Source organism: Rossellomorea sp. FS2 (genome assembly GCF_047915635.1).
Lineage (GTDB): Bacteria > Bacillota > Bacilli > Bacillales > Bacillaceae_B > Rossellomorea > Rossellomorea marisflavi_A.
In genome coordinates, this window is record NZ_JBLRVS010000007.1 from 557,304 (window position 1) to 571,220 (window position 13,917).

General features: G+C 48.9%; 14 protein-coding genes. 3 read left to right on the forward strand and 11 right to left on the reverse strand.

The features are described 5' to 3' along the window. Positions 1-440: 440 nt before the first annotated feature. The 5 genes from dnaB to ACNA6I_RS22145 form a co-directional block, all read right to left on the reverse strand. Entirely contained in the window at positions 441-1,793 is a 1,353-nt protein-coding gene (gene dnaB / locus ACNA6I_RS22125) for a replicative DNA helicase (protein WP_048004594.1), read from the reverse strand. Positions 1,794-1,958: 165 nt separating this feature from the next. Further along, entirely contained in the window at positions 1,959-2,405 is a 447-nt protein-coding gene (gene rplI / locus ACNA6I_RS22130) for a 50S ribosomal protein L9 (RefSeq protein WP_048004593.1), read from the reverse strand. Then, positions 2,402-4,375 carry a DHH family phosphoesterase gene (locus tag ACNA6I_RS22135; protein WP_048004592.1) on the reverse strand — a complete coding sequence of 658 codons (1,974 nt, stop codon included), beginning with the start codon at positions 4,373-4,375 and terminating at the stop codon, positions 2,402-2,404. The genes rplI and ACNA6I_RS22135 overlap by 4 nt, the downstream gene beginning before the upstream one ends. A 27-nt stretch (positions 4,376-4,402) precedes the next feature. Beyond that, positions 4,403-5,338: a YybS family protein gene (locus ACNA6I_RS22140; RefSeq protein ID WP_416314195.1), complete on the reverse strand. Its 936-nt coding sequence runs from the start codon at positions 5,336-5,338 to the stop codon at positions 4,403-4,405. Between the two features lie 192 nt (positions 5,339-5,530). Next, positions 5,531-7,570, reverse strand: coding sequence for a methyl-accepting chemotaxis protein (locus tag ACNA6I_RS22145; protein ID WP_416314196.1), 2,040 nt, complete (start codon positions 7,568-7,570; stop codon positions 5,531-5,533). Between the two features lie 140 nt (positions 7,571-7,710). Between ACNA6I_RS22145 and ACNA6I_RS22150 the strand changes: the two genes are divergently transcribed. Continuing rightward, positions 7,711-8,652 carry an MBL fold metallo-hydrolase gene (locus tag ACNA6I_RS22150; RefSeq protein ID WP_416314197.1) on the forward strand — a complete coding sequence of 314 codons (942 nt, stop codon included), beginning with the start codon at positions 7,711-7,713 and terminating at the stop codon, positions 8,650-8,652. A gap of 102 nt (positions 8,653-8,754) precedes the next feature. On the opposite strand, the gene rpsR is transcribed toward ACNA6I_RS22150, so the two are convergent. The 6 genes from rpsR to ACNA6I_RS22180 form a co-directional block, all read right to left on the reverse strand. Beyond that, entirely contained in the window at positions 8,755-8,991 is a 237-nt protein-coding gene (rpsR, locus tag ACNA6I_RS22155) for a 30S ribosomal protein S18 (RefSeq protein WP_048004588.1), read from the reverse strand. 43 nt (positions 8,992-9,034) lie between these two features. After that, positions 9,035-9,565: a single-stranded DNA-binding protein gene (ssb, locus tag ACNA6I_RS22160; protein ID WP_048004587.1), complete on the reverse strand. Its 531-nt coding sequence runs from the start codon at positions 9,563-9,565 to the stop codon at positions 9,035-9,037. Between the two features lie 55 nt (positions 9,566-9,620). Then, a complete protein-coding gene (gene rpsF, locus ACNA6I_RS22165; protein WP_048004586.1) occupies positions 9,621-9,908 on the reverse strand; it encodes a 30S ribosomal protein S6 in 288 nt (95 codons plus the stop codon). A gap of 210 nt (positions 9,909-10,118) precedes the next feature. Continuing rightward, entirely contained in the window at positions 10,119-11,219 is a 1,101-nt protein-coding gene (gene ychF / locus ACNA6I_RS22170) for a redox-regulated ATPase YchF (protein ID WP_048004585.1), read from the reverse strand. A 279-nt stretch (positions 11,220-11,498) separates the two neighbouring features. Continuing rightward, positions 11,499-11,696, reverse strand: a complete 198-nt coding sequence (locus ACNA6I_RS22175) for a DUF951 domain-containing protein (RefSeq protein ID WP_048004584.1) — start codon at positions 11,694-11,696, stop codon at positions 11,499-11,501. 14 nt (positions 11,697-11,710) lie between these two features. Then, positions 11,711-12,616: a mechanosensitive ion channel family protein gene (locus ACNA6I_RS22180; protein ID WP_048004583.1), complete on the reverse strand. Its 906-nt coding sequence runs from the start codon at positions 12,614-12,616 to the stop codon at positions 11,711-11,713. A gap of 222 nt (positions 12,617-12,838) precedes the next feature. Between ACNA6I_RS22180 and yyaC the strand changes: the two genes are divergently transcribed. Together yyaC and ACNA6I_RS22190 are read left to right on the forward strand one after the other, a co-directional pair. Beyond that, entirely contained in the window at positions 12,839-13,456 is a 618-nt protein-coding gene (gene yyaC / locus ACNA6I_RS22185) for a spore protease YyaC (RefSeq protein ID WP_048013883.1), read from the forward strand. Positions 13,457-13,552: 96 nt separating this feature from the next. Continuing rightward, the gene (locus ACNA6I_RS22190; RefSeq protein ID WP_156183384.1) at positions 13,553-13,729 is read left to right on the forward strand and encodes a hypothetical protein; all 177 of its coding nucleotides are present in this window, start codon (positions 13,553-13,555) and stop codon (positions 13,727-13,729) included. Positions 13,730-13,917: the final 188 nt, after the last annotated feature.

Here is a 13,917-nt window from a genome sequence, read left to right on the forward strand (position 1 = left end):
TGGGGACGCACTGGTCCGAGAGTAGTGGATTTACTTGCGACTTTCAAAAAAATAGTTGTGACTTTTTGAATTTTATTTGTGAAACCAAACATTTTATTTACGAACGGCGATCCTGCTCGAATTTTCATTTGCGGGTGCGGCACGGTACATACGAAAGGCCTTCCTTATTTGCGAATCCCGCCGCCATGCTCCCATTCAAACCAACTGCTCTAATCTCTGCCTGAACCTTCTCTCAACACTCAAACTCCATATCCAAAGCGAACCTCTTGCCATGCCACAAACGCACACTCTGACCCTCTGCTTAGCATCTACTCTTACGATATCCACTTTTCCTCCGTAAACACCCCGCCCCTGCATACCTTGCACCTCCTACAAACGATCCCACCCCAATTTCAACCGATCACAAAAAAAGAGACCCGGCCAAAACCGGATCTCTTCCTCTACGCTGGAGCATCATCAAATCGACGCTCCAGATTCACGAATTTATTGTATTCTTTCACGAACGCCAGTGAGACCGCGCCAACGGGACCGTTACGCTGTTTGGCGATGATGATTTCGATGATGTTCTTGTTCTCTGATTCTTTGTCGTAGTAGTCTTCGCGGTACAGGAAGGCGACGATGTCGGCATCCTGCTCGATGCTTCCGGATTCACGGATGTCGGACATCATCGGGCGTTTGTCCTGGCGCTGCTCGACTCCACGGGAGAGCTGGGAGAGGGCGATGACCGGTACCTGGAGCTCACGGGCGAGTCCTTTGAGGGCACGGGAGATTTCCGATACTTCCTGCTGGCGGTTTTCGCCGGCGCGGCCGCTTCCCTGGATGAGCTGGAGGTAGTCGATCATGATCATGCCGAGTCCCTGGTCCTGAGCGAGACGGCGGCATTTGGAGCGGATTTCCCCGACTTTGATCCCCGGGGTATCATCGATGAAGATCCCGGCGTTGGAGAGGCTTCCCATGGCCATGGTGAGCTTCCTCCAGTCTTCGTCACTCAGGTCACCTGTACGGAGGTTCTGGGCGTTGATGTTCCCCTCTGCACAGAGCATACGCATGACGAGCTGTTCTGCCCCCATCTCGAGGCTGAAGATCGCGACGTTTTCACGGGCCTTGACGGCGACGTTCTGTGCGATATTCAGGGCGAAGGCGGTTTTACCCATGGAAGGACGGGCTCCTACGATGATAAGATCATTCCGCTGGAATCCGGCGGTCATGTGATCAAGGTCGGCGAAGCCTGTCGGGATCCCCGTGACGTCCCCTTTACGGTTGGTCAGGATCTCGATGTTGTCATAGGTGCGGACAAGGACGTCCTTGATGTTGTGAAAGGCTCCGGCGTTTTTCCGCTGGGCGACTTCCATGATGTTTTTCTCGGCTTCACCCAAAAGGGCATCGACTTCATCTTCGCGGGCATAGCCGTCTGAAGCGATGTCGGTGGCGGTGCGGATCAGCCTGCGGAGAAGCGACTTCTCTTCGACGATCTTGGCATAATATTCGATGTTGGCTGCCGTCGGGACGGAGCCAGCCAGTTCACTCAGGTAGGCGACGCCGCCCACATCTTCGAGTTCCTTGGCGGCAGCGAGTTCTTCCGTGACCGTGATCAGGTCGACGGCTTTCCCTCCGTCACCGAGCTTCAGCATCACATTGTAGATCTTTTGATGGGAATGACGATAGAAGTCCTCCGGTATGAGGATCTCCGATGTGGTCGTCAGAGCACTTGGCTCCAGGAATACCGCACCCAGTACGGCCTGTTCGGCTTCGATGTTCTGAGGCGGGATCCGGTCCTGAAACATTTCGTTCATTGTATATGACCTCCTGCACGAGGAATTCTTGGTTTCCACTATAGGCTGATGATTGAGGCATGTATCGTTTACGGAAAAAAAGTGACCTGGACCGAATCCAAATCACCTTTTTTCATTCTAGTACTATTTTAACATGTTTTCGTTGGAAATGAAGATGTCAATCTCTTACTCTTCTGTGACGTGGACCTTAAGGGTAGCTGACACTTCAGTGTGGAGCTTGACCGGTACGTTTGTGAAGCCGAGTGCGCGGATCGCGTCGTTCATCTCGATTTTGCGCTTGTCGACTTTGATGTCATGCTGCTTTTTAAGGGCATCGGCAATCTGCTTGCTCGTGATGGAACCGAACAAACGGCCGCCTTCACCGGATTTCGCTTTCAGTTCGACCTGAAGCTCTTCCATGGCTGCCTTCAGCTTTTTCGCTTCTTCTAGTTCTTCCTGTGCGATTTGCTTTTCTTTGTTCTTTTGACCCTCAAGCTGGCTGATGTTGGCGTTGCTTGCTTCTACAGCCAGGCCTTTTTTGAGAAGGAAGTTATGTGCGTAGCCATCAGCCACGTTTTTCACTTCGCCTTTTTTACCTTTACCTTTTACGTCTTTCAAGAAAATGACTTTCATAGTTCTCTTCTCCCTTCGAAATAATCATCTAGTGCTTCTTTCAGAAGTTTTTCGGCTTCATGGACCGTTTTATGTTTCAGCTGGGTGGCGGCATTGCTCAAATGACCTCCGCCTTCAAGATTCTCCATGATGATCTGGACGTTTACATCACCAAGGGATCTGGCACTGATGCCCACCGTATCCTCATCCCGCTTCGAGATGACAAAGGAGGCGATGACACCGTCCATGGTCAGGAGCGTGTCGGCTGCCTGGGCGATGAGGACGGGATCGGAAACGACCTCGTCCGGCGCATGGGCAATAGCGACGCCGTCCCGGTAGAACTCCACGGTTTCGATGAGGCGGGCCCGTTTGATGTACGTGGCCACGTCCTCCTTGAGGAACTTCTGGACAAGGACCGTATCGGCGCCCTGTGCCCGCAAATACGAGGCGGCATCAAACGTCCGGGACCCGGTACGGAGGGTGAAGCTTTTCGTATCGACAATGATACCTGCGAGAAGCGATGTCGCTTCCAGCATGGAGATTTTCTCGTGCTTCGGTTGGTACTCCAAAAGCTCGGTGACAAGCTCAGCAGTCGAGGAAGCATATGGTTCCATATACACCAAGAGCGGATTTTGTATGAAGTCCTCACCCCGTCTGTGATGGTCGATGACGACAACCTTGTCCACCTTGTTCAGGAGGCGCTCCTCGATGACAAGGGAAGGCTTATGCGTATCGACTACGACGAGTAGCGTATCATCCGTCGCCATCTCAAGCGCTTCTTCAGGCGTGATGAAACGGCTGTGAAGATCGGTATTTCCTTTGATTTCCTTCATAAGGCGCTTGACGCTGTTGTCGATTTCGTTGAAGTTCAGCACCACATACCCGTCGCGCTGATTCATCTGGGCCACCTTGCGGATCCCGATGGCTGCTCCGATCGCGTCCATATCGGGATGCTTATGCCCCATGATGAGGACCTTGTCGCTTTCCACCATGATTTCCTTCAGGGCATGGGAGATGACGCGGGCACGGACACGGGTCCGTTTTTCCATCGGGTTCGTTTTCCCGCCGTAGAACTTGACCTTCCCGTTCGTCTGCTTGATGGCGACCTGGTCTCCTCCGCGCCCGAGGGCAAGATCAAGGCTAGACTGGGCAAGCGTGCCGAGTTCCGGCAGGGATGAAACGCCGGTCCCTACCCCGATGCTCAAGGTGAGGGGGACGTTATGCTTGGATGTGGAATCGCGGACATCATCGAGGATCCCGAATTTTTCTTTTTCAAGAATCTGAAGGACTTTATCGTTGATGACGGCGATGAAGCGCTCGGACGATGTTCTCTTAAGGAAGACACCGTATTCCTGCGCCCATTTATTGAGGTTGGATGTCACCAGGCTGTTGAGGCTGCTCCGGGTCTGATCATCCATCCCCTGGGTGAGCTCGTCATAGTTGTCCAGGTAGATGATGGCGATATTCGTTCGTTCTTCATGATACTGCTTCTCGATCTCCTTCTGTTCCGTCACATCGAAGAAGTACAGCAATCGTTCTTTCAGTTTTAACACAACATGATATTTCCGTTCATTGATCGTCACGATTTCCGAGTCTACCTCTTGCTTGATCAAGGGGACAAGTGAGTCCGCCACATCATAAAGGGATCTTCCGACGACGGTATCCTCGTTGAAACAAGAAGCGAGGAATGGATTGGTCCATTCTATGTAGTACTCGTCATTGATCAGCATGATTCCGATCGGCATCTCCATCAGCGCTTCTTCTCCGACGCGCTTGACCCTGTAGGACAGGGTAGAGATGTACTCTTCCGTCTCATCGTGGGACCTTCCTTCGAAATAGAAGGCAAGGAAGAAGACAAGTCCGAATACGAGGAGCCCCGCAAACGCAAGGATCCAGTTATAAAACACGATCGCTACCAGTAAGAGAAGCGTTAATACAGCAAGACCGTACAGTGGGTAGCGGATCATTCGCTTATTGAAATAAGAAGGCATACTGTCAGCTCCTGCAACAAATTTTTTCTATGACTTATTCTTTAAGCGTTCTCTGAGGTCGAATCCTAAGTCAATTATACCTAAAATCCGGACGAGAGAAAGGAGTGGGATTGAAATAATGGTCACAACTGCCATTAAACCTTTCGACCAATTTTTCATGTGGCCGAAGAAATATAGGAACGAAAGCCCTTGAATGGTGAACAGCATCCCAAGGATGATCTGTACATTGATGATCGCGCTGAATGTAAACGATCCGCTCTCAGGCTGAATGACCAATGATAGCACAAACAATAGGATGTAGTACCACAGGATGCTCTTTGGGAACTTCCATTCCCGGAACCGAAGGAAAGATGGGACATTCCTTCCGAGGCGCTTCATGAGCGGGAAGCTGATCGCCAGGATGAGGAACGTGTATAGCGCAGCCCCGATTGCAAATGCGGCTGGCGTGGTCACGTTCATCAATTTCAGCACGTTATCCATCTGCTCCAGCTTTTTCTCATCAGGCTGGATGAAACCAAGATCGGTCATCGCTGCATAATTCTGATGCGCCACAGTCTTCGCCATTTCCAGGCTCTCCTTGATGACATTCATCCCAAGCAGTTTAATGGAGATCACATAAGCGACCACGGCATTGATGGTGGTGACCAAGGTTCCGAGTAAAAGGATGTGGGTCTTCTGTATATCCGATTTTAACGCCCAGCCAATGGCCGTCCCGAGGGAAGCGCCCAGGACACCGAAGCCCAATCCAGGTAAACCGCCGAAAAGGAATGAAATCCCAATGCCTACAAGCGACATCACCACCGCATCACGATGGGCGAATTTTTGACTGTAGAGCATGAAAGGGAGCGGTAGGAAGAGCAAACCTACTATGGATATAACAGGTGTATATAACGTAAACAATAGAAACACAGTAAAGATGGCCACCGATATGGCGCCTTCTGTGATGATGCGGGCATTTTTCACTTCATTACTCTCCTCGCGAAATACATACAATAGTATCATCATATCAATTTTGGAAGGGAATTTCATCTTATGGACTCTTCAGTCATTTCCCCTCTAAATAGGATGCGTATAAACCCGGGCTTTGAAACGTTTTAAGATGACAAACAAAACAGCCGGTCCATGGGAGCATCCCCACGGTCCGGCCGACATCGTTTATTCTGATTGGGCGATCTTGAAGCGGTCGATGGCCGCCTGGAGTTCCTGGCTCAGGTCGGTGAGCTGTTCAGCTGCCGCCGTGATGGACTGGACGGCCTTCAGTTGCTCATCTGTTGACGCATTCATCTCTTCACATGACGCAGCCGTTTCTTCTGCAGCCTCTGCCATGGCCTTGATGACGGTGAATACCTGGTCTTTATCGCCATTGATCCCTTCGATCCCCTCATGCATATGTCCGATTTCTTCATTGATTTTCCTCATGACCGCTGCATTCCGGTCAAACACCTCATGGGTTTCATTCAACACGCCAAGCTGAGCATCGAACGTGTCTTTGGTCAGGTTCATTTCTTCCACTGCCTGGTCGGAACCCGCCTGGATATCCTTGATCGTGCGCTTCACGCTCTCGGTTGCCTGGACGGATTGGTCCGCCAGCTTCCGTACTTCTTCTGCCACGACGGCGAATCCTTTCCCGTGCTCTCCTGCACGGGCAGCTTCTATGCTTGCGTTAAGGGCAAGAAGATTGGTCTGGGAGGAAATATCCGTGATGGTCGCCATCACGTTTTCGATATTCTTCACATGCTCCCCGAACCCAAGAATCACCTGTTGCATCGAGTCCATATACTGCTGGGACGTATCATACGCCCCGCGAAGCTTGGAGATTTGATTCATTCCCTGTTCATTCCGCTCGCCCACTTCAATGGCAAGCTCCGACATTTTATAGGACTGTTCGTAGATGTGGTCGATGCTTTCCCCGAGGCTTTCGCTACCACTTTGGGCGCGCTCCGAATCAGAAGCCGTTTCAGAGGCGGTCCTGGCGATACTCGAAATGGCAGAGGCCATCTCTTCACTTGACGCATGTGTCTCCTCAGAAACGGCACTGAGCCCTTCTGCAGCCTGTCTCACATTGAGGAAGGCATCCTGAACAGTCTGAAGCGTCATGGAGATCGACTCGATCATTTGATTGAAATCGTCGGCCAGACGACCTGTTTCATCCTTCGCTTTTACATCGGAGCGCTTTGTCAGATCCCCCCGTGCTACATGCTTCACCGTTGCCTGAAGTGATTTCAGAGGGCGGGTCATCTTTCTCGAGACGATGGCGATTGCCACGAGGAGGACAGCTAGGGTGATGAGGCCCGTTACAAGGAGCTGCCGTTCAATATCTTTCGCACTGCCTATGATGTTATCCATGGAATAGACGGCGCCTGTCTTCCAGCCTGTACCGGGGATCGTATCATAAATCATGACTTTTCGTTCCCCTTCAAGTGTGTAGTGGATGATTCCGCTCTCATCCGTGGAATCAAGCATCTTTTTGATGAATGTAAAGGATGATAGATTCTCACCGCGCCTAGTAGGATGGACGACGGCGGTTCCATTCTCCCCGATCAGCACGGCATCCCCACCATACCCTAACTCCATGGAAGAGATACGTTCCGTCAGCTTCGATAGATTGATATCGACACCAATGACACCGACGAGTTTGTTATCCACCAGAATGGCCTTGGAAGCCGTGATGATGTCCTGATTGGTCGCCGTATCCACATAGGGGTCACTCCAATTCACATCGTTCTGTGAAGCGGCAGCGGCCTTGAACCAATCCCTTCCGGTGGGATCGAACCCTTCCGGCAATTCAGCCTCGGGAACGATGAAGAGATTCTTGTTCGGGGAAGCGATATAAATAGAAGTCGATTCATCATACAGATCGATATAATTATCAAAGTCCTCCTGTACCCCTTGAGTAAGCTCTTCTTCCGATTTTCCGTTCTTATTCCCCGTCATCTTGAAGGCTTCATATTCTAGCAGCCCTTTCGACTTTGAGTACTGAATGAGGCTCTTCTCGAACTGGCCGAGGAAGAGTTCGACGGAATCACCCATTTCACCCGCCACGGTTGTCGACTGCCTGATCACCTCATCCTCCGTCTTCGACCGGGTTTGCCACGAAGTAATCGCAAAAATGACTGCCAACGATAAAATGAATAACGTCGAAAATACCCCTGTTAACTTTGTTCGAATCGAAAGGCCCCTCTTTTTCTTTTTCACCAAAACTCACTCCAGACACTGCTTAGTATTGGTTGTATCGGCAGAATAGGGGAGAGGTTGAGTCTTTTTTACTAAAAATATGGAATTTTCTAATATTTACGAAGGATATTGGTATGATAGAGGAAAAGGGAGGCGGTGTCATGAATCCAATTGAAACGACATGTTTCACCATCCACTTGCTCTGCGAAGGCGTTTACGGAGTGATTGCCAAACCTGGGCAGGGTGCATGGAGCAACGCAGGGATCATAGATTTGGGAGGAACCACCCTTATCTTCGACACCATGTCCACACCATCGGCAGGATACGAACTTCGCAAACAGGCAGAACGGCTGACAGGGAATACGAAAATGGAGGTTATTAATAGTCATTTCCACGGTGACCATGTCTTCGGAAATCAAGCGTTTGAAGGGTTTCCAATCTATTCTACTGCCATAACGAAGCATTGGATCAAAGAAAAGAACGATGTGAAGGACCTTGAATTGGAACGAGAAGGAACGGAAGCCTATCTAAAAGCTATGGAACAACGTTTAGTGCAGGAGTCCGATCCCGTAATGATCGAGAGTCTTACGCTACAAATGGAGGAAATGACGCATATCCTTCGCGACCTCTCACGCTTGAAACTCTTCTTACCTGATAGGATTTTCGATAACGAGCATGTATTCATAGGTCCTCATAGAGAAGCGATCCTTCGTTGCCCGGGTGGTGGCCACTCACCGAGTGATTCCTATCTGTACCTTCCACAAGATTCTATCTTATTTGCAGGAGACCTGATAACCCGCAAGTTGCACGTACCCATCTTTGATCCAGTTTCATATCTTGCCTTGATCAAAGAGATTGGAGGTTTGAATGCGGAGACCTATATACCAGGACACGGTGGTTCAGGAGGGAAGGAGTTGGTGCATTCGATGGAAGCTTATTTGAACATGCTCCTAGAGAAAGCACAGAGGGCAAACGATGAGGGAATCTCAATGGAGACATTCATAAAAGACTTTGTGCTCTCTCCTGAATATACGAAATGGCTCGGCATCCATGGCATTGAAGGCAATCTGCGCAAGATGTATGAGTACATCTCCAACCTTTGAAGAAGCTTTTGATGGGAGGAATGTAGAGGGCTCTAGGTTTCTTACGCAATCCGTTCATCGCACAAAAAAAGACATCCTCCAAAAGAAGGATGTCTCTCTTATTTATTCTCCGCTTACGTATGGAAGCAATGCCATTGTACGCGCACGTTTGATTGCACGAGTCAATTTACGTTGGTACTTAGCGTTTGTTCCAGTTACGCGACGTGGAAGAATTTTTCCACGTTCAGAGATGAATTTTTTAAGAAGTTCCACATCTTTGAAATCGATGTGAGTAATTCCGTTTGCTGTGAAGTAGCATACCTTACGGCGTCTACGTCCACCTCTACGTCCTCCTGCCATGTTTTTCGCCTCCTATCCTGTTAAAAGTCGGTATCGTTCGCTCTTAGAATGGCAGATCGTCATCGGAAATGTCGATCGGCTGACCGTCATTTGCGAATGGATCTTCATCTACGCGAGTGTAGTTATTGTTGTTGTTGCGCTGTTGTTGATTCTGATTCTGGCCGAATGAGTTACCACCTTGGTTACCCTGTTGGTAACCACCACCGCCGCCAGAATAGCTTGGGCTTCCGCCGCGATCTCCACCTTGATTCGCACTGCGAGGCTCAAGGAATTGAACGCTTTCGGCCACGACTTCCGTCATGAACACGCGTCGTCCATCCTGACCTTCGAAGTTACGAGTCTGGATTCGACCGTCAACGCCGGCCAGGCTTCCTTTCTTAAGGAAGTTCGCTACGTTTTCGGCAGGTCGGCGCCAAACAACACAGTTAATAAAATCTGCTTCCCGTTCACCTGATTGATTCGTAAAAGAACGATTCACTGCCAGGGTGAATGAGGCAACAGCCACTCCACTTGGAGTATATTTTAGTTCAGGGTCTTTGGTTAATCGGCCCACTAATACAACTCGGTTCATCATCAGAATCAACCCCTTCCTTCTATTGCTAGAAGTGTATATCTATGAAACGTTCGAATTATTGTTCGTCTTTTACAACGATATGACGGATAATGTCGTCACTGATCTTAGCCAAACGATCGAACTCGTTTACAGCTTCAGAGCCAGCGTTGATTTTTACCAATTGGTAGAAACCATCACGGAAATCATTGATTTCGTACGCTAAACGACGTTTACCCCAATCTTTTGACTCGATGATCTCCGCACCGTTAGTAGTCAATACGTTATCAAAACGCTCAACAACTGATTTCTTTGACTCTTCGTCAATGTTCGGGCGGACGATGTACATAACTTCGTACTTTTTCATCTGAATGTCACCTCCTCGTGGTCTATGCGGTCCTTTCTTTACGAAAGAACAAGGAGCAATGCGTTCATTACTCACGAATTAAAATTATATCATAGGGATTGTCCAATTGCAATAAGCTGGGGGAAAAAGACAGATTCGCCCGTAACATGCAGAAGCCTTTATATGCACACCAAAAAGCCCCGAATGCAGATTCGGGGCTGAGTGATCTTATTATACGTTAAAGCGGAAGTGGATGATGTCCCCATCTTTCACCAAATACTCTTTTCCTTCAAGGCGGACTTTTCCTGCTTCCTTGGCTGCATTCATTGTACCAGCAGCAACGAGGTCGTCATAGGAAACCGTTTCGGCACGGATGAACCCGCGCTCAAAGTCGGTGTGGATGACACCGGCACATTGAGGAGCCTTCATGCCTTCACGGAATGTCCATGCACGGACTTCCTGTACACCTGCCGTGAAGTAAGTGGCAAGGCCAAGAAGGGAGTAGGTCGCGCGGATCAGCTGATCGAGTCCTGATTCTTCAATGCCAAGCTCCTGAAGGAACATCGCTTTCTCTTCATCATCAAGCTCGGCGATTTCTGATTCAATCTTCGCGCAGACGACGATGACTTCCGCATTGTCTTCGCTCGCGAATTCGCGAACCTTTTGCACGTATTCATTGTCTTCAGTATCAGCAATCTCGTCTTCGCTGACGTTTGCCACATAAAGAACAGGTTTAGACGTCAACAAGTGAAGCTGCTTCACGTATTTTGCCTGTTCTTCGTTGAATTCAGCCGTACGGGCAGGCTGCTCGTTTTCAAGGACTTCTTTCAGCTTGGAAAGGATTTCGAATTCAAAGACCGCTTCCTTGTCCTTTTGTTTCGCCATTTTTTGCACCTTCACGAGACGCTTGTCCACGGTTTCAAGGTCGGCAAGGATCAACTCAAGGTTGATGACCTCGATATCAGCGATCGGATCGACTTTTCCGGCTACGTGCGTGATGTTGTCATCGGCGAAGCAACGGACAACCTGACAGATGGCGTCAACCTGACGGATGTGAGAAAGGAATTTATTCCCGAGTCCTTCCCCTTTGCTCGCACCTTTCACGATTCCTGCAATATCGGTGAATTCGAATGCGGTCGGAACCGTCTTCTTCGGATTCACAAGCTCCGTCAATTTATCCAGACGATGATCGGGTACTTCTACGATCCCCACGTTCGGATCGATGGTACAGAACGGGTAGTTCGCAGATTCCGCACCCGCTTTTGTAATTGCGTTGAACAACGTAGATTTACCGACGTTCGGCAGACCTACAATACCAGCTGTTAAAGCCATATCGGTCACTCCTCCTGATTGATTGCCTATCTATTCATATCTCTGCCATCATGACAGCTTCATACCTGAATGACGACCGTGAGAACGGTCGAACCTTTCACAATTATAGAGATAATGGGGGAAAAAGACAAGTGATGCTCCACTGAGGTCGGTCCGTAAAATTGCTGTCCCGCTCCCCGGGAAATAAAAAACAGCCTGCCGGAAATCGGTAAGCTGTTTTTGTGTGTAAAGACAAACTGGTTTGGATTATGGATCGTGCCAGCTGGGTACTTATCAGTATCAGCTTTCTGATGAGCTAAGGACTTTTTTCATCTTTTTGGAAAAATCCTTCCGAGGAATCATCACGCTGTGCCCGCAGCCCTCGCATTTGATCCTGATATCCATCCCCATGCGAATGATTTTCCACTCGTTGGTGCCGCATGGATGGGGCTTTTTCATTTCCACCACATCATTAAGTGCGAACGTCTTCGCCTCCATGGACGCATACCTCCTTAGTCTCGTTCAACCTGCTTTTGTTTTTTCTGAAGTTCTTCCTGCACATCGTCCTCGTCGTTACGTGAGTACATGACCATGCGGGGAAGAGGGATTTCGATGCCGTTCCGTTCGAAGCACTGCTTGACTTCCTTGCGGAGGACCCTGGCGATATACCAGTGATTCATCGGTGTCGTCTCGGCGACGATCCTCATCATCACATCAGGCGCCCCAAGGGTCTGGATACCGAGAAGCTCTGGCGGATTCACCAGCTCCTCATATTTTTGAGGAAGCGTGAGAAGAAGCTCCTGCAGGACCCGCTCGGCCTTGTCGATATTCTCTTCATACGCGATGTTGACGTCCACGACCGCCACGCTGTTATGAACGGAGAAGTTGGTGACTTCTGCTACGTTGCCATTGGGGAATATATGTAATTCACCCGTCCAACTTTTTATTTTCGTCGTCCGGAGCCCGATTTCCTCCACCGTTCCTTCGGCGGAGCCAATTTTCACATAGTCCCCCACAGAGAACTGATCCTCGAAGATGATGAAGAAACCGGTAATAATATCGCGAACAAGGTTTTGGGCACCAAAACCGACGGCAAGACCGACGATTCCTGCACCGGCAATCAAGCCCTTAACATCTATAGAAAGGGTCGACAAGATCGTCATCAACGAAATGAAATAGATCACATAGGTCAACACGTTTTCCAATAGTTTCAATAACGTGGCTTCACGGCGTTCGGAGAATTTGATCGGCGAACGTGACCTTGCCTTGAAGACGTTCCGGATCGCAGATCTCCCGACACGGAGAGCGATATACGTAATGACCATGATGGCAATAATCTTTAGGACGACTAGCCCCAAATCTGTCCATAAACTTTCGTTAGAAAGACTTTTAATGATTTCATCTATCTTTTTTGACATACTTCTCAACAGCCACCCTTACTTTAGAAAGTGAAAGTACCCTTTATTTTATCAACTTTCCCTCTCCATGAATAGATATAACCTCGATCTGTAAAGAAGTTTAAAAATTTTTATCATATGAAAAAACTGCCCCGATTATGTATGAATGACGGCGATTGTCCGTATACTGTTAAAAAGCGGTAACATGCCTGGACGATAACGAGGAGCAAGGGAGTGGTAGTGATGAATCTGAAACGAGGACTTTTCGACCGCAAGACCGAACCATACAGGGTCTCTTATGAAGATGAAAATGCGGCACTGGATCTTTCCGTCCACCTTTCAGCCATGCTGCCCATCCTCTACCGGACACGGCCAATCGTATTCATATGCATCGGAACAGATCGTTCCACGGGTGATTCCCTCGGTCCATTGATCGGAACTCTCCTGGAAGATCGCGGCATAGAGACCTTCCACGTTTATGGGACCCTGGATGATCCCATTCATGCTGTCAATCTGGAAGAGAAGATGGCCTATATCCAATCCATTCATAAGAATCCATTCATCATCGGGATCGACGCCTGTCTGGGACGTCTTAAGAGTGTCGGAGCGATCCAGCTCAGTCACGGTCCACTCAAACCCGGCGCTGGAGTGAATAAAGAACTTCCCGAAGTAGGAAACATCCATCTGACCGGCATCGTCAACGTGAGTGGGTTCATGGAGTTCTTCGTACTTCAGAATACCCGGCTCAGCCTCGTGATGAGAATGGCCAAAGTCATGGCCGAGTCAATCGCCCTGGCTGCCGAAACCATCGAGCGCAGGAACGCCGTGAGCATCGAAAAATGGCGGGAAGAACTGCAATAGGAGGACGGTCCGGATGCGGACTGTTTTTTTATGGATATTTTTTGAAACCATCATTCCGTTCTTTCGTATATACAAGGTAGAAAGGTGGAGATTTAAATGACCATACTCTTACTTGTTAAAATTGCACTTGGTACTCTTTTAGTAGGTGTTATTGCACACACGATCAAAACGGCTTATTCAAAAGAAAAAGATGTGAATGCCAACTGGCTCCTATTTCTATTGGCAGTGGAAGCAATCGCCACACCAGCGTACGGATTATTCTTGACGGTCTGAATAAAAAGAAGAGCTTGTTAGAAAAACAAGGGTCCGTTTATATATCTGTGTGAATTCTTTATACCGCTTATGATTTCCGTGCAACCGCTAGAAAAAATTTCATATAAATGTTCGTGAAACAAATGAAAAACCCGAACTAATTTGCTTTAACGTAGGCGAATTAATTCGGGTTTTGCTATGACTGAAGC